This is a genomic window from Geodermatophilus marinus, from assembly GCF_003428645.1.
GTDB lineage: Bacteria > Actinomycetota > Actinomycetes > Mycobacteriales > Geodermatophilaceae > Geodermatophilus.
This window is the reverse complement of sequence record NZ_QVQH01000001.1, coordinates 183,128-202,305: the sequence shown is the minus strand read 5'-3', so window position 1 is coordinate 202,305 and position 19,178 is coordinate 183,128. Positions and strand designations below refer to the sequence as shown.

General features: G+C 75.6%; 19 protein-coding genes. 14 read left to right on the top strand and 5 right to left on the bottom strand.

Translation table 11 applies throughout. The annotated features are described in order from the left end of the window. Positions 1-21: 21 nt before the first annotated feature. Both D0Z06_RS00980 and D0Z06_RS00975 read right to left on the bottom strand, forming a co-directional pair. Positions 22-711 carry an LmeA family phospholipid-binding protein gene (locus D0Z06_RS00980; RefSeq protein ID WP_117375764.1) on the bottom strand — a complete coding sequence of 230 codons (690 nt, stop codon included), beginning with the start codon at positions 709-711 and terminating at the stop codon, positions 22-24. 2 nt (positions 712-713) lie between these two features. After that, the gene (locus D0Z06_RS00975; RefSeq protein WP_117375510.1) at positions 714-1,535 is read right to left on the bottom strand and encodes a hypothetical protein; all 822 of its coding nucleotides are present in this window, start codon (positions 1,533-1,535) and stop codon (positions 714-716) included. A 194-nt stretch (positions 1,536-1,729) separates the two neighbouring features. Between D0Z06_RS00975 and D0Z06_RS00970 the strand changes: the two genes are divergently transcribed. The 6 genes from D0Z06_RS00970 to pstB all read left to right on the top strand — a co-directional run bounded on the left by D0Z06_RS00970 (position 1,730) and on the right by pstB (position 7,769). Then, positions 1,730-2,476: a winged helix-turn-helix transcriptional regulator gene (locus D0Z06_RS00970; protein WP_117375509.1), complete on the top strand. Its 747-nt coding sequence runs from the start codon at positions 1,730-1,732 to the stop codon at positions 2,474-2,476. Then, positions 2,473-3,414: a mycothiol synthase gene (gene mshD, locus D0Z06_RS00965; protein ID WP_117375763.1), complete on the top strand. Its 942-nt coding sequence runs from the start codon at positions 2,473-2,475 to the stop codon at positions 3,412-3,414. Before D0Z06_RS00970 ends, mshD begins: the two co-directional genes overlap by 4 nt. 261 nt (positions 3,415-3,675) lie before the next feature. After that, positions 3,676-4,800: a phosphate ABC transporter substrate-binding protein PstS gene (pstS, locus tag D0Z06_RS00960; protein ID WP_117375508.1), complete on the top strand. Its 1,125-nt coding sequence runs from the start codon at positions 3,676-3,678 to the stop codon at positions 4,798-4,800. 133 nt (positions 4,801-4,933) lie between these two features. Next, positions 4,934-5,884, top strand: coding sequence for a phosphate ABC transporter permease subunit PstC (pstC, locus tag D0Z06_RS00955; protein ID WP_117375507.1), 951 nt, complete (start codon positions 4,934-4,936; stop codon positions 5,882-5,884). Beyond that, positions 5,884-6,957 carry a phosphate ABC transporter permease PstA gene (gene pstA, locus D0Z06_RS00950; RefSeq protein ID WP_117375506.1) on the top strand — a complete coding sequence of 358 codons (1,074 nt, stop codon included), beginning with the start codon at positions 5,884-5,886 and terminating at the stop codon, positions 6,955-6,957. The genes pstC and pstA overlap by 1 nt, the downstream gene beginning before the upstream one ends. Before the next feature lie 32 nt (positions 6,958-6,989). Further along, positions 6,990-7,769, top strand: a complete 780-nt coding sequence (pstB, locus tag D0Z06_RS00945) for a phosphate ABC transporter ATP-binding protein PstB (RefSeq protein WP_117375505.1) — start codon at positions 6,990-6,992, stop codon at positions 7,767-7,769. Positions 7,770-7,921: 152 nt separating this feature from the next. Here the strand turns inward: pstB and D0Z06_RS00940 are convergent, their stop codons facing one another. Then, positions 7,922-9,994 (bottom strand): LCP family protein, encoded by a 2,073-nt coding sequence (locus D0Z06_RS00940; RefSeq protein WP_117375504.1) that lies wholly within the window; start codon positions 9,992-9,994, stop codon positions 7,922-7,924. 170 nt (positions 9,995-10,164) lie between these two features. On the opposite strand from D0Z06_RS00940, the gene D0Z06_RS00935 reads away from it, so the two are divergent. Then, complete coding sequence (locus D0Z06_RS00935) at positions 10,165-11,193, top strand: coiled-coil domain-containing protein (protein ID WP_117375503.1); 1,029 nt, start codon at positions 10,165-10,167, stop codon at positions 11,191-11,193. An 11-nt stretch (positions 11,194-11,204) separates the two neighbouring features. On the opposite strand, the gene D0Z06_RS26825 is transcribed toward D0Z06_RS00935, so the two are convergent. Both D0Z06_RS26825 and D0Z06_RS00925 read right to left on the bottom strand, forming a co-directional pair. After that, positions 11,205-11,636 carry a DUF2795 domain-containing protein gene (locus D0Z06_RS26825; protein WP_117375502.1) on the bottom strand — a complete coding sequence of 144 codons (432 nt, stop codon included), beginning with the start codon at positions 11,634-11,636 and terminating at the stop codon, positions 11,205-11,207. A gap of 25 nt (positions 11,637-11,661) precedes the next feature. Beyond that, positions 11,662-11,871: a hypervirulence associated TUDOR domain-containing protein gene (locus D0Z06_RS00925; protein ID WP_117375501.1), complete on the bottom strand. Its 210-nt coding sequence runs from the start codon at positions 11,869-11,871 to the stop codon at positions 11,662-11,664. Positions 11,872-12,148: 277 nt separating this feature from the next. Here D0Z06_RS00925 and D0Z06_RS00920 point away from each other — a divergent pair, with 277 nt between their 5' ends. From D0Z06_RS00920 to D0Z06_RS00890, 7 genes are all read left to right on the top strand, one after another. After that, a complete protein-coding gene (locus D0Z06_RS00920) occupies positions 12,149-12,925 on the top strand; it encodes a siderophore-interacting protein (protein WP_233517372.1) in 777 nt (258 codons plus the stop codon). 92 nt (positions 12,926-13,017) lie between these two features. Then, positions 13,018-13,773: a response regulator transcription factor gene (locus D0Z06_RS00915; RefSeq protein WP_117375499.1), complete on the top strand. Its 756-nt coding sequence runs from the start codon at positions 13,018-13,020 to the stop codon at positions 13,771-13,773. 68 nt (positions 13,774-13,841) lie between these two features. Beyond that, positions 13,842-15,347 (top strand): sensor histidine kinase, encoded by a 1,506-nt coding sequence (locus D0Z06_RS00910; protein WP_233517371.1) that lies wholly within the window; start codon positions 13,842-13,844, stop codon positions 15,345-15,347. Positions 15,348-15,365: 18 nt separating this feature from the next. Continuing rightward, the gene (locus tag D0Z06_RS00905) at positions 15,366-16,079 is read left to right on the top strand and encodes a PaaI family thioesterase (RefSeq protein WP_233517370.1); all 714 of its coding nucleotides are present in this window, start codon (positions 15,366-15,368) and stop codon (positions 16,077-16,079) included. Then, positions 16,076-16,822 (top strand): inositol monophosphatase family protein, encoded by a 747-nt coding sequence (locus tag D0Z06_RS00900; protein ID WP_117375498.1) that lies wholly within the window; start codon positions 16,076-16,078, stop codon positions 16,820-16,822. The genes D0Z06_RS00905 and D0Z06_RS00900 overlap by 4 nt, the downstream gene beginning before the upstream one ends. A 4-nt stretch (positions 16,823-16,826) precedes the next feature. Continuing rightward, a complete protein-coding gene (gene cysD / locus D0Z06_RS00895) occupies positions 16,827-17,843 on the top strand; it encodes a sulfate adenylyltransferase subunit CysD (protein WP_255419322.1) in 1,017 nt (338 codons plus the stop codon). After that, positions 17,843-19,168: a sulfate adenylyltransferase subunit 1 gene (locus tag D0Z06_RS00890; protein ID WP_117375496.1), complete on the top strand. Its 1,326-nt coding sequence runs from the start codon at positions 17,843-17,845 to the stop codon at positions 19,166-19,168. The genes cysD and D0Z06_RS00890 overlap by 1 nt, the downstream gene beginning before the upstream one ends. Positions 19,169-19,178: the final 10 nt, after the last annotated feature.

The window sequence follows — 19,178 nt, the reverse complement described above, 5'->3', positions numbered from 1 at the left end:
CGGACGTGGCCGCCTGGAGGGTCAGCCGCTGAGCACCGTGTCCGTGGCGACCACGGTGACGACGACGCCGTCGGCCGCCGGGCGGACGCCGGTCAGCTCCAGCCCGAACGGCAGCGCCTCGATGGGGTAGCGCAGGTCGAGCAGGTCGCCGGCCCGGTTGACCAGCACGCGGGGGAGGTCGACGCCCGCGCCCGACGCCTCGTCGACGTCCACGACCAGCTCGTCCCCGTCGAGCGACACCGTGCCCACGGCGGTCAGCGGCAGCTCCTGACCGGCCAGCTCGACGGTGCGGGTGATCCGCAGCCCGTCCCCCTCCTGCTCCAGGGTGGTGCCCTCGCCCAGCTCGTCGGAGAGCAGGTCGTAGGACAGCGTGGCGGTGCCGTCGACCCGCTCGACGGGCACCTCCTGCACCACGCCGCCGAGGACGTCGGACAGCGGCACCTGCACGCCGCGCAGCGTCACGTCGATGCCGGTGACCTCCCCGGGGCCGACGTCGGCGGACCGGACCACGACCCGCACGTCGTCGTAGCGGCCCCCCAGCGCCTGGGTGAGGAACGGGAAACCGCCGATCTCGACGTCCGGGGTCGCCGGCAGCCCGCCCCGCTCGGCCACCACCTGGGCGACCTGCCGCTCGGCGACCCACTCGGCCAGGCGGTCGCCCAGCACGGCCAGCCCGGCGAGCCCCAGCAGCACGACCACGAGCGCGCGCACGGTCAGAGCACGCCCTGCAGCACCAGGGAGAAGGCCACCGGGGCCACCGCGGCGAAGGGCAGCACCGCCTGCACCACCGCCGCGGCCCAGGTCCGCCGGGCCCCGCCGGCGACGGTGTAGTCGGCGACGAGCCCGACGAGCGCGGCGACGCCGGCGAGGAGCAGGCCGGCCAGCAGGACGGTGACGACATCCAGCAGGTCCCCGCCGCCGGCGCGGAGCAGGGCGACCGCGGCCCCCGCGAGCACGGACAGCACCAGCGCCGGCACGCCGCGGGCCACGCCGGGCGCCAGGGAGGGCCGGGGGAGGACGAGGTCGACCAGGGCGCTCGTGACCAGCGTCGCGCCCACCACCAGCACCGCGGTCGTGACCGCCGGGGACCCCTCGCCGGTGGGCTCGAGCCGCAGCAGCAGGGCCAGGGCGGTGACCGCGCACACCAGCAGCAGGACGCCGGCCAGCGAGCCCACCACCTCCCGGCGCGGCGGGCGGCGCAGCATCTGGTGCAGGGCGGCGGCCAGGAACCCGGCACCGGGCACGGCCAGCAGCACGCCGATCTCCGGCTCCTCCGGGACGACCAGCAGCAGGTCGGCCCCGAGCGCCGCCGCCACCCCCAGCACCGGGGCGCCGCGCCCGCCGTGCACGCCGGTGGCCGGCACCCAGGCCAGGGAGAGGGCCACCTGCAGGACCGCCACCGCCGCCAGCCGGCCACCGGCGCCGGACTGCTCCGGCAGCGCCCACAGCAGCGCCGTGGCGACCGCGGCCGCCGCGGCGGCGGGCAGCTGGTGCCCGCGGGCCGACAGCCCGGTCCCGAGCGCAGCGGCGGTCATCGGTCGATCGTCGCAGACGGCGGGCGGTCGGGCCGGGACGGCGCACGGGCGGACCCCTGCCGGGGCGCCACGCAGCGCACACGCGGGGACGACGGACGGTCGCGACGCCGCGTCGGCTATCCTTCCGTATCTCGACAGCGCCGTCGTGGGCCCCCGGACGACCTGGTCGTCCCCGGCTCCCCCGAGGAGACGACATGCGACTCGTGCTCATGACCGCCGCCCGCCAGGCCACGACCGAGGTGCTGCCCGCCCTCGGGCTGCTCGGCCACCAGGTGCGCGTGGTGGCCCCCGAACTGTCGAGCCTGCTGGACGGCGACTCCGGGGACGTGGTCCTCGTCGACGCGCGGCACGACCTGATCCAGGCCCGGACGCTGTGCGGGCTGCTGTCCTCGACCGGCGTGGCCTCCGCCCTGGTGGCGGTGCTCTCCGAGGGCGGGCTGGTCGCCCTCTCCGCGGACTGGGGCGTCGACGACGTCCTGCTCGACACCGCCGGCCCCGCCGAGGTCGACGCCCGGCTGAAGTGGGCCACGTCCCGCCGGCTGGCCGCCAGCACCCCCGCCGACGGCGCCGACGGCGGGGTCACGCAGGCCGGCGAGCTCGTGATCGACGAGCACAGCTACTCGGCGAAGCTGCGCGGCCGCCCGCTCGACCTCACGTACAAGGAGTTCGAGCTGCTCAAGTACCTGGCCCAGCACCCCGGCCGGGTCTTCTCCCGGGCGCAGCTGCTCCAGGAGATCTGGGGCTACGACTACTTCGGCGGCACCCGCACCGTCGACGTCCACGTCCGCCGGCTGCGGGCCAAGCTCGGCACCGAGCACGAGGCGCTCATCGGCACCGTGCGCAACGTCGGCTACAAGCTGGACCAGCAGGTGGCCGACGCCACCGCCGCGGCCGCGCGGGCCGAGGCCGCCGACACCGAGCTGGTCCGAGGCCGGCCCTGACCTCGTCCTCCCCCGGTGACGCCGGCCGGCTCGACCCGGCCGGCGTCGCCGACGTCCTCGCCCTGCTCCGGGCGGCCGCCGCGGCCGACGGCGTGCGGCCGGTCTCCGAGGAGACCGAGCTGCGCCTCCAGCACGGCGGGCCGCCCGGCGGCCGGGACCTGCTGCTCCGGGACGACGACGGCGCGCCCGCCGGCTACGCCCGCTTCGAGGGCGGCGACGGCACGGGGGACGCCGCGGCCGAGCTCGTCGTGGCCCCGGACCGGCGGCGCCGGGGCGTCGGGCGGGCGCTGCTGACCCGGCTGGAGGAGCTGGCCGGGTCGCGGCCGCTGCGGGTGTGGGCGCACGGCGACCTCCCCGGCTCGGCCGAGCTGGTCCGCCCCCGGGGGTACGAGCGCGCCCGCGTGCTCCTGCAGATGCGCCGACCGCTGGACGGTGCCGACGCCGCGCGCCGGCCGCGGGTCCCGGAGGGGGTCCGCGTCGAGCCCTTCCGCGCGGGCCGCGACGAGGAGGCCTGGCTGGCCGTCAACGCCCGGGCCTTCGCCACCCACCCGGAGCAGGGCGGCTGGACGATCGAGGACCTCCGCGTGCGCGAGGGCGAACCGTGGTTCGACCCCGAGGGCTTCCTGCTCGCGTGGCGCGGCGAGCCGGGCGCCGGCGGGCGGCTGCTCGGGTACCACTGGACGAAGGTGCACCCGCCCGGGGACGAGGGACCGGAGGCGGTCGGCGAGGTCTACGTCCTCGGCATCGACCCGGAGGCGCAGGGCGGCGGGCTGGGGCGCGCCCTCACCGACCTCGGGCTGGCCCACCTGGCCTCGCGGGGCGTGACCTCCGTCCTGCTCTACGTCGAGGAGGACAACGCCGCGGCGGTCGCCCTCTACGAGCGCAGCGGGTTCCGCCGGCACGCGGTCGACGTCTCGTGGCGGCGTCCCGCCGGCTGAGCCGTCCCCGGGCGGGCGTCGCGCACGTCACCCCAACCACCCATCTCACCGTGACCTGCTCGTGACCGGAACCGGACTCGCGGGCTGTTCACCGTCCCCTCGCCCGGTGTACCGGGAGAGGTCGGCAGCACCACAACAGGCGTTCACCGGTCGTTCACCCGCTCCACCGGGGGCGTCCACCTCGGCTCCCTAGCGTCGGCGCTCGTCGGTTTCCCGCTGCCCGGCGATGCACGCCCGGGCACCCTGTCGAAAGGCATCGAGTTGAACCTCGGGACCAAGACGCGCGCCGCGACCCTCTCCCTGGCGCTCGCCGGCACCCTCGCCCTCGCTGCGTGCGGCGCCGCGAACGAGGAGAGCGACGCCGCCGAGGGCGGCACCGCAGGGGGCGGCGAGGCCGGCGAGCAGCTCAGCGGCACCCTCGTCGGCGCGGGCGCGAGCAGCCAGCAGGCGGCCATGCAGGGCTGGACCGCGGCCTACTCGAGCGTCCAGCCGGACGTCACGGTGAACTACGACCCGGTCGGCTCCGGCGGTGGCCGCGAGCAGTTCGTCGCGGGCGGCACCGACTTCGCCGGCTCCGACGCCTACCTCGACGAGGAGGAGCTCACCGCGGCCGAGGAGCGCTGCGCGGGCGACGGCCAGGTCTTCGAGCTGCCGAACTACATCGCCCCGATCGCGGTCGTCCACAACGTCGAGGGGGTCGACTCCCTCAACCTGCCCCCGGAGGTGGTCGCGGGCATCTTCGCCCAGCAGATCACCAACTGGAACGACCCGGCGATCGCCGAGGCGAACCCCGACGTCCAGCTGCCCGACCTGCCGATCACCCCGGTGAACCGGTCCGACGAGTCGGGCACCACCGAGAACTTCGCCGAGTACCTGGCCGCGGCCGCCCCCGACGTCTGGACCTACGAGGTCAGCGGCGACTGGCCCGTCCCGGGCGGCGAGGCCGGCCAGGGCACCTCGGGCGTCGTCCAGGCGGTGGGCGCCGGCAACGGCACCATCGGCTACGCCGACCCCAGCCAGGCGGGCGACCTCGGCATCGCCGCGATCGGCGTGGGTGAGGAGTTCGTGCAGCCCACCCCGGAGGCCGCGGCCGCGGTCGTCGAGAACTCCGAGCGGGTCGAGGGCCGGGGCGAGTACGACTACGCCATCGACATCCGCCGGGACACCACCGAGTCGGGGAACTACCCGATCGTCCAGGTGAGCTACCACATCGGCTGCGTCACCTACGACGAGCAGGAGACCGCGGACCTGGTCGCGGACTTCATGGGCTTCGTGGTCAGCGAGGAGGGGCAGCAGGCCGCGGCCGACGCCGCCGGCTCCGCGCCGATCTCCGACACCCTGCGCGAGCAGGCCCGGACGGCGATCGACGCGATCAACGCCGGGTGATCCCTGCGACACCGGCAACGGCCCGGGATGCCGAAGGGCGTCCCGGGCCGTTGTCCCGCCCGGAGACGGGCATGCTGCACCGCACACCCCCGCACCTCCCCGCCGCACCCGGCCCACGACCCTCGGAGCAACGGTGACCGCCACCCGGACCCCGTCCCCGCCCGGCCCCACCAGGCCGGTCCGCCGCCTCGGTGACCGGGTGTTCGCCGGCAGCGCCCGGGGCGCCGGCATCCTCATCCTCGTCATCCTGGCCGGCGTCGCGGCCTTCCTGGTCGCGGAGGCCGTCCCGGCGATCACCGCCCCCGCCGAGGAGATCCCCGGCGGCGAGGGCCTGACCGCCTACATCGCCCCGCTCGTCTTCGGCACCCTGCTGGCCGCCCTCATCGCGCTGGTCGTGGCCACGCCCCTGGCGGTGGCCATCGCGCTGTTCATCACGCACTTCGCGCCGCGGCGGCTGGCCCAGGGCCTCGGCTACCTCGTCGACCTGCTCGCGGCGATCCCCAGCATCGTCTACGGCTTCTGGGGCATCTCCTGGCTGGCGCCCAAGATGGTGCCCTTCTACCGGTGGCTGGAGGACAACCTCGGGTTCATCCCGTTCTTCGCCGGGCCGACGTCGGCCACCGGCCGCACCATGCTCACCGCAGGCCTGGTCCTGGCGATCATGATCCTGCCGATCATCAGCGCCATCTCCCGCGAGGTCTTCCTCCAGGTGCCCACGCTGCACAAGGAGGCGGCGCTGGCCCTCGGCGCCACCCGCTGGGAGATGATCAAGATGGCCGTCATCCCCTACGGCAAGAGCGGCATCATCGGTGGCTCGATGCTCGGGCTGGGCCGCGCGCTCGGCGAGACCCTCGCCGTCACCCTGGTGCTGTCGGTCTCCGGTGGCATCACGTTCAACCTGATCAGCAGCGGCAACCCGGCGACGATCGCGGCGAACATCGCCCTGCAGTTCCCGGAGTCGACCGGCATCGCGGTCAACACCCTCATCGCCAGCGGCCTGGCCCTCTTCGTGATCACCCTCGTGGTGAACATGCTCGCCCGCTGGATCGTCAACCGTCGCGCCGACTTCTCCGGAGCCAACTGATGGCCACCCAGACCCCCACGCCGGTCAGCACCGCCGCCGACGCGGTGGAGCCGGCCGCCGGCCGGCTGCCCCGATGGGCGCCCTGGGCCTGCTTCGCGGGTGCCGCCGCCGTCGCCGCGGGGCTCGAGCTCCTCGGCGACTTCAACATCGCGCTGTTCGTCGTCTACGCCGTCGTCCTGGGGACGCTGGCGCTCTACCTCGCCTCGCGGGTGACCGAGGGCCGCCGCAAGGCCACCGACCGGCTGGTGACCGCCGTCGTCACCAGCGCGTTCGGGATCGCGATGGTCCCGCTCGTGGCGCTGGTCTGGGAGGTCGTGGGCCGGGGCATCGTCCGGTTCGACGGCGAGTTCTTCGGCTCCTCGCTGGTCGGCATCATCGGCGAGGGCGGCGGCGCCTACCACGCCATCTTCGGCACGCTGATCATCACCGCGCTCACCACCCTGATCTCGGTGCCGATCGGGCTGATGACCGCCATCTACCTGGTCGAGTACGCCCGCGGCCGGCTCAAGCGGGCCATCACGTTCTTCGTCGACGTCATGACCGGCATCCCGTCGATCGTCGCCGGTCTCTTCGCCTACGCCCTGTTCGTGCTGTTCTTCGGTCCGGGCGTCCGGCTGGGCATCATGGGCGCCGTCGCGCTGTCGGTGCTGATGATCCCGGTGGTGGTGCGCTCGGCCGAGGAGGTGCTCAAGCTCGTCCCGAACGAGCTCCGCGAGGCCGCCTACGCCCTGGGCGTCCCGAAGTGGCGGACGATCGTCAAGGTCGTCATCCCGACGGCCATCGCCGGCCTCGGCACCGGGGTCACCCTGGCGATCGCCCGCGTCGTCGGCGAGACCGCACCGCTGCTGGTGACCGTGGGTATCACCAACGCCACGAACTTCGACCCGTTCGACGGCCGCATGGCGACCCTGCCGGTCTACGCCTACTACCAGCTCACCCAGCCGGGCGTGCCGCCGGAGTACGCGATCGACCGGGCCTGGACGGCAGCGCTCCTGCTCATCATGCTGGTCATGGGCCTCAACGTGGTCGCCCGCCTGATCAGCCGCTTCTTCGCCCCCAAGACCGGCCGCTGACGTCCCAGCACCGACCAGAGAGGACCACCTTCGTGGCCAAGCGCATCGACGTCTCGGACCTCAACATCTACTACGGCAACTTCCTCGCCGTGGAAGGTGTGAACGTCTCCATCGAGCCGCGCAGCATCACCGCCCTGATCGGCCCCTCCGGGTGCGGGAAGTCGACCTTCCTGCGGACGCTCAACCGGATGCACGAGGTCATCCCGGGCGCCCGCGTCGAGGGCAAGGTCGTGATGGACGGCCACGACCTCTACGGCGCCGACGCCGACCCGGTCGACGTCCGCCGCCAGATCGGCATGGTCTTCCAGCGGCCCAACCCGTTCCCCACGATGTCGATCTACGAGAACGTCGCCGCGGGGATGCGGCTCAACGCGCGGCGGATGAAGAAGTCCGACCTGGACGAGCTCGTCGAGCGGTCGCTGCGGGGGGCCAACCTGTGGGAGGAGGTCAAGGACCGGCTCGACCGGCCGGGGTCGGGCCTCTCCGGTGGCCAGCAGCAGCGGCTGTGCATCGCCCGGGCGATCGCGGTCGAGCCGGACGTCCTGCTCATGGACGAGCCCTGCTCGGCGCTGGACCCGATCTCGACGCTGGCGATCGAGGACCTGATGACGGAGCTCAAGGAGCGCTACACGATCGTCATCGTCACGCACAACATGCAGCAGGCCGCGCGGGTCAGCGAGTCCACCGGCTTCTTCAACCTCAACGGGGTGGGCCAGCCGGGCCGGCTGATCGAGTTCAACCCCACCGAGAAGATCTTCAGCAACCCGGACCAGAAGGCCACCGAGGACTACATCTCCGGCCGCTTCGGGTGAGCCCCGCCGGCCCCTGACGGGGTCGGCCGGCGCCTGCGGGCCCATCTCCCGGTGATCAGGGAGGACTCGCGGCAGGACGCGCCCGCACCGGCGTGTCCCCGTGCCGGATGCCCATGATCACCGCGAGACGGGCGCGGGCCGACCACCCACAGTCAGCAGCGGACGGGTCCGGCGCTCGCCGCCGGGGAGGTCTCCGGCGCGGCGGCGGTGGTCTCGGGCGCGGGTGCGGCGACGGGCGGGGGCGCGACGGTCACGGGGACGACGCCGTCGTAGCCGGGCCCCAGCACCAGCTGCACGGCGCTGCCGGCGGGCGCTCCCCCCTGCAGCGTCGCCCCGGGGACGGCGGCCGCCACGGTGCGGGCCTGCTCGGCCGCCTCGGGCGCGTACCGGACCAGGGTGCCGGTCGGCGCGCCCGGCTCGTTGCCGACCGCGCCGACCACGAACCCCTGGGCGCGCAGCTGCTCGGCCGCGGTGGCGGCCAGCCCGCCGGTCGCGGTGCCGTTGAGGACGTCGACGGTGATCTGCCCCGGCGGGACGGTGGGCGCCCCCGGAGCGGGCTCGGCGGCCGGTGCCGCGGCCTCCGGGGCCGGCTCGGCGGCCGGGGCCGGCGCGGCGGCGTCCGCCGGGGGGACGGCGAGCTCGGCGGGCAACCGGCCGCTGTCGATGACGGTCTCGAACAGCGTCCGGGTGGCCGCACCGTCGAGCACCACGACGGGCTGCTCCCCGCCGGCCGGCACGTGGTCCGCCCGCGCCACGGGCAGGTGGGTGCGCTGCACGGCGTCCCCGGTCAGGTCGCCGAGGGTGCCGGCGAGGGTCCGCAGGTCGCCGAGGTTGGTGTCCTGGTCGACGGTGAGGGCGCCGGTGGCGCGGAGGGAGAAGCGGGTGAGCGCCACCGGGTCGCGCAGCGTGTCCACCGACGCGGCGGCGAGCAGCGTGGCGGTCAGCAGGAGCTGGGTGCGCTGGGCGACGGCGGCGCCCGTGGCGTCCGCGGCGTCACCGGGCTGCAGGTAGCCGGCCACCTGCTCGCCGGTCAGCTCGGACGTCCCGGCAGGCACCGGGGCGGCCGCGCTCCCCTCCGCCCCCGACGGGGTGGGCACGCAGAGGGAGATGCCGCCGAGCGCGTCGACCATGCCCGGGACCCGGGCCAGGTCCACGCCGAGGTAGTGGTCGACCCGCAGCCCGGAGAGCTGCTGCACCGCGCGCACGAGGCAGGCCGGCCCACCGTCGAGCAGCGCGGTGGCGACGGCCTCGGTGGCCGGCTCGCGCAGGCCGCCGTCCTCCTGGACGCAGGCGGGGGTGTCGACCAGCGCGGCCGGGGGCAGGCTGACCAGCACCGCGGACTCCTGGTCGGCGGGTACGTGGGCGACCAGGGCCGTCACCGCGGCGGGGCCCTCCCCGCCCGGGACGCCCGTGCCGACGACCAGGTAGGTCTGCGCCCCTGCCTGCAGCTGGGGGGCGAGCACCTCCGGTCCGGCGGGGGCCAACGCGGCGACCCGGCGCATGCCCTGGTCGACGTAGAAGTACAGCCCGAGGTGGTAGGTCAGGACCACGCCGACGAGGACGAGCAGCGCGGAGGCGGCGCGGACGAGGCGCCTCCGGGCCGGGCTCCGGGACGCGCGGCGGGCGGCGCGGCGCTCGCGCGGCCCCGGCGGGGTGAGCCGGGTGGCCCCGGCGGGCGGGAGGTCGCGCCCCGGGATGGGCGGCAGCGGCGCGACCGGCCGGGAGGGCCGGTGGCCGGGCTGCTCGCTGCCCAGCGGCGGGAACAGCGGTACGGACGCGCGGGCGGACGCGGGTACCGGCGGCAACCCGGCGTGCGGCGGGACGGCGTCGGCGGGCCGCTCCGGGCCGCCGGTCGGCGCCGCACCCGGGACGGGTGGCAGGCCGCGCGACACGACCCCGCTGTCGCCGGGCTGCGCGGGGCGGCCGGACGGCGGCTGGTCGGGGGGCGGGCCGGGAACGGGCCCGGCCGCACCCGGGACGGGAGGCAGGCCGCGCCGGTGCGCGGGCGGCTGCTCGCCCGGCGCGAGGGGGATGGGCACCTCGCCGGTGCGCGCGGCCCGGCGGCGGCCCACCTCGCCACCCTGGCGGGCGACCAGCTGCTCGACGGTGACCGACTCGCGGGCGGGGCCGCCGCCCCGCGGTGGCTGGGCCGCCGGGCGGCGCCGGGCGCGGGTGGCACCCACCAGGCGGCTGCGCCCCTCGTCCCGCGTCCGCTCGTGCCCCACCGGCGTCGTCTTCCCATCCTCGTGACCCGCGCCGTGTCCCGGCGCGACCGCACCCACCGTTGCGCCGCGTGATCGTGGCTGTACCCAACGATACGGCCGACATGTCGCTTCGCGGGAGGGGACGCGCGAGCGAGGCGCGCACGGGCGGCGGTCTGCGTAGCGTTCGCGGGGTGAGACTCCCCTCGGTGCCCGGTCCGTCCGACGTCCTCTCCGCGGTGGGCGGGCTGCGGGACGGGGTCGGTGAGGCGCTGGCGCTGGTGCCCCGCGTCGCAGCGCTCGTCGGGCGGCTGGAGGACCTGGCCGATCGGGTGACGGCCGCGGTCGACCACCTCGACCGCATCGCCACGCGTGCCGACGAGCTGGTCGAGCGGGTGGACGAGACCCGGCAGCGCGCCGACGCGGAGATCCTGGGGGTCGAGGCGACCCGCCGCCGTGCGGACGCGGAGATCCTGGGGGTCGAGGCGACCCGCCGCCGTGCGGACGCGGAGATCCTCGGGGTCGAGACCACGCGGCAGCGGGCCGACGCGGCCGTGGCCGCCGTGGCCGGCACCCAGCAACGCGCCGACGAAGCCGTCGCCGCCGTCGCGAGCACCCAGCAGCGCGCCGACGAAGCCGTCGCCGCCGTGGCCGGCACCCAGCAGCGCGCCGACCAGGCCGTCGCCGCCGTGGCCGGCACCCAGCAGCGCGCCGACCAGGCCGTCGCCGCCGTGGCCGGCACCCAGCAACGCGCCGACCAGGCCGTCGCCGCCGTCGCGAGCACCCAGCAGCGCGCGGACGCCGCGGTGGCCGCGACCGGGGCGACGCTCGCCCGCGCGGACGGCGCCGTCGGCACCGCCGAGGAGCTGCTGGGGCGGGTCACCCCGCTGGTCGACACCTACGAGGAGCCGCTGCTGGCGCTGTCCCCCACGGTGCGCCGCCTGGTGGCGTCGGTCTCGCCCGAGGAGGCCGAGGCGCTGGTCACGCTGGTCGACCGGCTGCCGCAGCTCGCGGCGCACCTCGACGAGGACGTCCTGCCGATCCTGCGGTCGATGGGCAACGTCGGCGCCGACATCCACGACCTGCTGGACACCATGGAGGACGTCCGGCACGTGATCAAGGGGTTCCCGGGGTCACGGCTGTTCCGCCGTCGCGGTGCCGAGGAGATCGCCGAGGCCGAGGAGCGGGCGAGCGGGAACGGTCAGGAGCCCGTGAGCCCCTGACCGCCCTCGCGTCAGGTCTCCGTCGGGTAGCCGAGCGCCCGGACGACGTCGCCCACGCGCTCGTAGCGCTCCCCCTCGGGCAGCCGGCGCAGCTCGTCCACGACGGCGTCCGGGGCACGGTGGTCCAGGGCGGCCTCGACCAGGTCCGGACCGGTGCTCGGGAAGTCGGCCCGGTCCAGCCAGCGGGCCAGCTCGGCCCGGACGACGACGGCGTCGGCGTCCATGCCCGTGGGCGTGCCCCCGACCAGCGTCCCGGCCGGGTCCGCGTCGATGTCGGGATCCCCCTCGGCGACCGGCTCGACCTCGCGCCACTCCTCGGCGCGGGTGGACCGTTCGGCCTTCAGCATCCCCTGGACCTCGTGCTCCAGCTCCTCGTCCAGCCGCGGGTTGTGCTTGGTGCTGCGCGCGGACGTGCCGGCGAACTGGTCCCCGGTCTCGCTCACGGTCGTCCTCCTCCTCGTCGGGGTGTCACTTCTCGTGGAGGGCGCCGGGCTTGTGCACCGCCGTGTTGCCCGACTTCTCGCTCTCCACCTCGTACTGCGGCTCGTCCTTGCTGGCGCGCACGGTGCGGCCGGCCGCCTCGGTGTCCTCGGTGATCTTGCGCGTGACGGTGCCCTCGACCGTCTCGCCGTGGCTCTTCCAGGTGACGTCGTCACCCTTCTTCAGGTCGTCGGCCATCGCTCGCGCTCCCGTTCGCTCGTGGTCCCCTGCCCGTGCCCGCAGCGACCCGGAGGCACACATGTCCCCGTCCGTGGCGCATGGTCACCCGTTCGGGCAGTGGCAGATCCGCCGCGGTCACGTAGCGTGGAGGGCGACGGGGACGTCGTCGACATCGTCGCTGCTGAGCGGCGGTTGAGTGACTACTCACGGTGACGTCTCCCCGTCCTCGATCGCCGGCCCGGTCGACTCCATTCCCCCGGGGTCGGCCGGGTCGGCCCGTTTAGGCTGACTGGCCGTGACCGCCCCCGACGCCACCCGTCCGGTCGACGTGCTGACCGTCGTCTCGGTCGCCGGCGTCACCCCGACGGTCCGCCGGGTGGTCCTCTCCGGCACGGCGGAGGCCGTGGCCGCGGCCGGCCCGACGGTCAACCTGCTCGTCCCCGAGGTCGGCGACCCGGCGCCGCGGTGGCCGGCGGTCGCCCGGGACGGGCGGATCGTCTGGCCCCAGGGGCGCCACGGGGTCAGCCTGCGCAGCTACACCGCCCGCCGGCAGGACCCGGCCCGCGGTGAGGTGGAGATCGACTTCGTCCTGCACGGGGACGGCCCGGCCGCCACCTGGGCCGCGGCCGCGGTCCCGGGTGCCCTGCTGGGCGTCGCGGGCGCGGGTCCGCTCGGCGACCGGCCGGCCGGGTGGCTGCTCCTGGCCGGTGACGAGACCGCGCTGCCGGCGATCGGCCGGATCCTCGCCGCGGCACCCGCGGGGACCCGCGGCGTGGCCCTCGTGGAGGTGGCCGGCGCCGACGAGGAGCAGGCGCTGGTCCACCCGGCCGGCGTGGACGTCCGCTGGCTGCACCGGGGGGCCAGCCCGCCCGGGGAGGGGACGCTGCTGGTCGACGCCGTCGCAGCGCTCGAGCGGCCCGAGGGCGAGGACCTGTTCGCGTGGGTGGCCGCCGAGTCGGCGACCGTCCGCGCCGTCCGCGCCGACCTGCGCGGCCGGTGGGGCCTGGGCCGCGCCCAGCACCACGCCATCGGGTACTGGCGCCGCGGCCGCGCCATGGCCCCGGCCGGCTGACGCCGTCCGCCCCCGCCCCGCGCGGCACGGCGCACAGGCAGCTCACAGGTACCGTCCAGGGCGGGCCCAGTCCCCCGGCGCACCCTCGGGGCATGACGACGGCGACGCGCGCGACGGGAGGTGCTGTGACCGGCACCGGCAGGAGCTCGACCCCGGAGGCCCGCCTCCTCGTGGTCGACGACGAGCCGAACATCCGCGAGCTGCTCTCCGCCAGCCTCCGCTACGCCGGGTTCGAGGTGGCCACCGCGGCCGACGGCCAGCAGGCGCTGTCGATGGCGGCGTCCTTCCGACCCGACCTGCTCGTGCTCGACGTGATGATGCCCGGGCTCGACGGCTTCGGCGTCGTCCGCCGGCTGCGGGAGACCGGCCGCCACACGCCCGTCCTCTTCCTCACCGCGCGCGACGCCGCCGAGGACAAGGTCTCCGGCCTGACCCTCGGTGGGGACGACTACGTCACCAAGCCCTTCAGCCTGGACGAGGTGCTGGCCCGCATCCGGGCGGTGCTGCGGCGCACCGGCGGCCAGCAGCGCGCCGACGCGTCCCCGAAGCTCACCTTCGCCGACATCGAGCTCGACGAGGAGAGCCACGAGGTGGTCAAGGCCGGCGAGGTCATCAGCCTGTCGCCGACCGAGTTCAAGCTGCTGCGCTACCTGATGGCCAACGCCGGGCGCGTGCTGTCGAAAGCGCAGATCCTGGACCACGTCTGGAACTACGACTTCAACGGTGAGGCGAACGTGGTCGAGTCCTACATCTCCTACCTGCGGCGCAAGGTCGACACCACCGAGCCGCGGCTCCTGCACACGATCCGGGGCGTCGGCTACACCCTGCGGCTGCCGCGGGGCGCGTGACCGACCGGCCGCCACCGGGCACCGGCGCGGTGCCCGCCCGATCCGACGGGCGGGCACCGCGCTTCCCGTTGCGCGTCACGCTCGTGGCGCTGCTCATGGGTCTGGTGGTCATCGCGCTCACGGCCACGGGGATCGCCGCCACCTCGCTGCTCAAGCGCTACATCGTCGGGCAGCAGGACCAGCAGCTCCAGGCCACGCTGGCGCGCTACGAGCGGGAGCCCTGGTTCGACCAGGCCTGCGCGGAGGGCCTCCCATGGCCCCGCGGCGGTGGCCCGCAGATCAGCACGTACTACGTCGCCTGCCTGACCCCGGACGGCGGCAGCTCCGTGCTCTCCCTCCCCCTCGAGGCGGAGGGCCTCCGGTTCTCGGGGCGGGACGCCGAGCTGGTGCGGGCCGGCATCGGCCACCCGGTCACCGTCCGGTCGGACGACGGCCGGCTCTGGCGGGCGCTCAGCGAGGATGCCGGGAACGGGAACACCGCGGTCGTGGCCAGCGGCTTCGAGTCCGACGACCAGGTCATCGGCCGCCTGGTGGCCATCGAGGTCGTCGTCGGGCTGATCGTCCTGGCCGTCCTCGCCACGGCCGGGTACGTGCTCGTCCGCAACAGCCTCCGCCCGCTGTCCGAGGTGGAGCGCACCGCGCGGGCCATCGCCGCCGGGGACCTCTCGCAGCGGGTGCCCGTCGGCGACGAGCGCACCGAGGTGGGCCGGCTGTCGCTGGCCCTCAACGGCATGCTCGGGCGCATCGAGGCCTCGTTCCGGGCCCAGCAGGCCTCCGAGGAGCAGGCCCGGTCCTCGGAGGCGCGGATGCGCCGGTTCGTCGCCGACGCCAGCCACGAGCTGCGCACCCCGCTCACCTCGATCCGCGGGTTCGCCGAGCTCTACCGGCAGGGTGCCGTGGGCAGCCCCGAGGAGACCCGCCGGCTCATGGCCCGCATCGAGTCCGAGGGCGCCCGCATGGGCGTGCTCGTCGAGGACCTCCTGCAGCTGGCCCGGCTGGACCAGCAGCGGCCGCTGTCCATCGCGCCGGTCGACCTCGCCGAGGTCGCGGGGGACGCCGTCCACGACGCCCGCGCGGTCCAGCCGGAGCGGCCGGTCGCCCTGCACCTCGACGGGGGCCTCTCCGAGCTGCCCGTCGTGCTGGGGGACGAGGCCCGGCTGCGCCAGGTGGTCGGCAACCTGGTCACCAACGCGCTCGTGCACACGCCGACCACCGCGGCGCTCACCGTCACGATCACCGACGAGCCGGGCGACGGGGACGGCGGCCACGGGTCCGACGACGAGGACGGCGGGTTCGTCGTCCTCCGGGTCGCCGACGAGGGCCCCGGGATGGCCCCCGAGCACGCCGCCCGGGTGTTCGAGCGGTTCTACCGCGCCGATCCCTCCCGCGCCCGCGCGCAGGGCGGCACCGGTCTGGGGCTGGCGATCGTCTCCGCGCTGGTCGCCGCGCACGGCGGCACGGTGGACCTGCGGACGGCGCCCGGGGCCGGCGCCGTGTTCACGGTGCGGCTGCCGCGCTCGGGCCCCCCGCCGCAGCAGGCGCCGCCGTCCCCCGGCCCGGGGCCGCAGGGCTGAGCTGGCTACCGTCCGGTCGTGCAGACCGACGACGGGCAGCCGTACGACAGCGAGCTCATGGCCGCGGTGACCGAGCTGGGCACCGCCCTGCGCGGGCTGGTCGACGCCTCGGTGCGGACCACCGTGCCGGCGGGCGACCTGCGGGCGACCGCCACGGCGGTGCGGGAGCTCACCGGGCGGCTGGCGGCGGCGCAGCGGCCGGTGACGCAGCTGCCCGCGCTGGACGACCCGGTCGTGTTCCGCCGGGTCTACAACCCGGTGTCCGGCGTGGGCAGCGCCCTGGCGCCACCGGTGCGCTTCCGGCGCACCGACGGTGGTGTGCTCGGCCGGGCGACCCTCGGCCCGGCCTTCGAGGGTCCGCCCGGGTACGTGCACGGCGGGGTGAGCGCGCTGCTGGCCGACCAGCTGCTCGGCTCGGCGGCGATCGCGGCCGGGCTGTGGGGCATGACCGCCCGGCTGGAGCTCGAGTACCGGCGTCCCGTGCCGCTGGACACCCCGCTGGTGCTGCGGGCCGCGGTGACGGCGGCGTCCGGCCGGCGGGTGGACCTCGGCGGGAGCATCGCGGCCGAGGCCGCGCCCGACGAGCCGCTCGTCGCCGCCCGCGGGGTGTTCGTCATGCCCCGCGCCGACCGGCACGCCGACTACTTCGGGGCCATCACCGACGCCCGCGGGCGGCACGCACCGCCCCGGCGCCCCACCGACGCGACGGGCGTGCCCGGGGACGGGGAGTGACCGACGTCGCGGTCGCCGCGGCGGCGGCGCGGGCCGCCGCGGAGGCGCTGGTGGGGCTGCGGGACGGCGGGCTCACCGGTCGGGCCCTGGGCGACGCGGGGGACGCCGCCGCCCAGCGGGCCGTCACCCGGGTGCTGGCCGACCGCCGGCCCGACGACGTGGTGTTCAGCGAGGAGGCCCCCGACGACCGCCGGCGCCTGGCCGCCGACCGGGTCTGGATCGTCGACCCCCTGGACGGCACCCGGGAGTACGGCGACCCCGAGCGGGCCGACTGGGCGGTGCACGTGGCGCTGTGGTCGGCGGGGGACCTGACCGCGGCCGCCGTCGCCCTGCCCGCGCTCGAGGAGGTGCTGATGACCGACCCGCCGCCCGCCGTCCCGCCCGCCGAGGGGCGGCGGCTGCGGGTGGCGGTGAGCCGCACCCGCCCCCCGGCGCAGGCCGGACCGGCCGCGGCCGCGCTGGACGCCGAGCTGGTCCCCCTCGGGTCGGCCGGTTACAAGGTGACCGCGGTCGTCCGCGGCGAGGTCGACGCCTACGTGCACGACGGCGGCATGTACCAGTGGGACTCCGCCGCCCCCGTCGCCGTCGCCCGGGCCGCCGGGCTGACCGCCGTCCGGCTGGACGGCTCGCCGCTGCGCTACAACGAGCCCGATCCCTGGCTGCCCGACCTCCTGGTGTGCCGCCCCGAGCTCGCGGACCGGCTGCTGGCCGCGGTGCGAGAGGGGTCACGTCCCCCCGGGTGAGCCGATGGCGGACACTGGACGGGAATCCCGACCGAACCGGTGCGGTTGGTGCTGGTTCGAGCCCCGCCCGCTCGTCCCCCGCCCGTGCGCCCCGATCTCCGGAGACCGTGCCGTGACCACTCCCGACTACCGGCTCTCCCAGCTGGAGACCCTGGAAGCCGAGTCCATCCACGTGATCCGCGAGGTCGCCGCCGAGTCGGAGCGGCCGGTGCTGCTGTTCTCCGGCGGCAAGGACTCCATCGTGATGCTGGAGCTGGCCCGCAAGGCCTTCGCCCCGGCCCGGATCCCCTTCCCGGTCATGCACGTCGACACCGGGCTGAACTTCGACGACGTGCTCGAGTTCCGCGACAAGCGGGTCGCCGAGCTCGGCGTGGAGCTCGTCGTCGCCTCGGTGCCCGACGCGATCGCCGCCGGCACGGTGCGCGAGGAGCCCAACGGGTCGCGCAACCGCATCCAGACGCCGGTGCTGCTCGACGCCGTGGAGGAGCACGGGTTCACCGCGCTGTTCGGCGGCGCCCGCCGCGACGAGGACAAGGCGCGCGCCAAGGAGCGGGTGTTCTCCTTCCGCGACGAGTTCGGCCAGTGGGACCCCAAGAACCAGCGCCCGGAGCTCTGGGACCTCTACAACGGCCGGATCCACCTCGGGGAGTCCCTCCGGGTGTTCCCGCTGTCGAACTGGACCGAGCTGGACATCTGGCAGTACATCGCCCGCGAGCAGATCGCCATCCCGCCGCTGTACCTGGCCCAGGAGCGGGAGGTCGTCGACCGTCAGGGGATGCTCTACGCGGTCAACCAGTTCGTCCGGCCGCGCGAGGGCGAGCGGACCTCCCGGGCCGTGGTGCGCTACCGGACCGTGGGCGACGCCAACCTGACCGCCGCGGTGCGGTCGGAGGCGACCACGGTGGAGGAGGTCATCGCCGAGATCGCGGTGACCCGCATGACCGAGCGCGGCGCCACCCGGGGTGACGACAAGGTGAGCGACGCCGCGATGGAGGACCGGAAGAAGGAGGGCTACTTCTGATGGCTCCCGGAGAGAGCACCACCGCCCCCGTCGACGTCCACTCGGCCGCCGCCGAGCACGCCGCCGAGCTGGCCACCGCCCGCAAGGACATCCTGCGGATCGCCACCGCCGGCTCGGTGGACGACGGCAAGAGCACGCTCATCGGCCGGCTGCTGTTCGACAGCAAGGCGATCTTCGAGGACCAGTACGAGGCGGTCGCCCGCGCCAGCAAGGGCGACTACGTCGACCTCGCGCTGCTCACCGACGGCCTGCGGGCGGAGCGGGAGCAGGGGATCACCATCGACGTGGCCTACCGCTACTTCGCCACCCCGCGGCGGACGTTCATCCTGGCCGACACCCCGGGCCACGTGCAGTACACGCGCAACATGGTCACCGGCGCCTCGACCGCCGACCTCGCGATCGTGCTCGTCGACGCCCGCAAGCGCATGGTGGAGCAGAGCCGCCGGCACGCCTTCCTCGCCTCCCTGCTGCGGGTGCCGCACCTGGTCGTCGCGGTCAACAAGATGGACCTCGTCGACTGGTCGGAGGAGGTCTACGAGGGCATCCGCGACGAGTTCAGCGCCTTCGCCGCCAAGCTCGACGTCCCCGACCTGACGGTCGTGCCGATCTCGGCGCTGCACGGCGACAACGTCGTCAGCCACTCGGACCGCACGCCCTGGTACCAGGGCCCGACGCTGCTGCACCACCTCGAGCACGTGCACGTGGCGAGCGACCGCAACCTGACCGACGCGCGGTTCCCGGTGCAGTACGTCGTCCGCCCGCAGTCCGACGCGTTCCACGACTACCGCGGCTACGCCGGCACCGTGGCCAGCGGCGTGCTGCGCACCGGCGACGAGGTGGTGGTGCTGCCCAGCGGGCTGACCACCACGATCGCCGGGATCGACGGGCCGCGCGGCCCGCTCGACGAGGCCTTCCCGCCGATGTCGGTGACGCTCCGGCTCACCGACGACCTCGACGTCTCCCGCGGCGACCTGGTCTGCCGGCCCGGCAACCGGCCCGAGACCACCCAGGACCTCGACGCGCTGGTCTGCTGGATGACCGACCAGCCGCTGCGGCCGCGCCAGCGCCTGGCGGTCAAGCACACGACCCGCACGGTGCGCGCCATGGTCAAGGACCTCGCCTACCGGCTGGACGTGAACACCCTGCACCGCGACCTCGACGCCACCGAGCTCGGGCTCAACGACATCGGCCGGGTGCGGCTGCGCACCACCCAGCCGCTGTTCGTCGACGACTACACCCGCAACCGGGCGACGGGGCGGTTCATCCTGGTCGACGAGGCCACGAACGCCACCGTCGGCGCGGGGATGCTCACCCCGGCCGGCTGATGATCGACGC

What these genes read in the sequence shown, in the direction of transcription:
- D0Z06_RS00925 (WP_117375501.1), bottom strand. Translation starts at nt 11,871, where the DNA reads ATGGCCGACGACCTGAAGAAGGGTGACGACGTCACCTGGAAGAGCCAC.
- D0Z06_RS00975 (WP_117375510.1), bottom strand. Translation starts at nt 1,535, where the DNA reads ATGACCGCCGCTGCGCTCGGGACCGGGCTGTCGGCCCGCGGGCACCAG.
- D0Z06_RS00915 (WP_117375499.1), top strand. Translation starts at nt 13,018, where the DNA reads ATGACGACGGCGACGCGCGCGACGGGAGGTGCTGTGACCGGCACCGGC.
- D0Z06_RS00890 (WP_117375496.1), top strand. Translation starts at nt 17,843, where the DNA reads ATGGCTCCCGGAGAGAGCACCACCGCCCCCGTCGACGTCCACTCGGCC.
- cysD (WP_255419322.1), top strand. Translation starts at nt 16,827, where the DNA reads ATGGCGGACACTGGACGGGAATCCCGACCGAACCGGTGCGGTTGGTGC.
- pstA (WP_117375506.1), top strand. Translation starts at nt 5,884, where the DNA reads ATGGCCACCCAGACCCCCACGCCGGTCAGCACCGCCGCCGACGCGGTG.
- D0Z06_RS00970 (WP_117375509.1), top strand. Translation starts at nt 1,730, where the DNA reads ATGCGACTCGTGCTCATGACCGCCGCCCGCCAGGCCACGACCGAGGTG.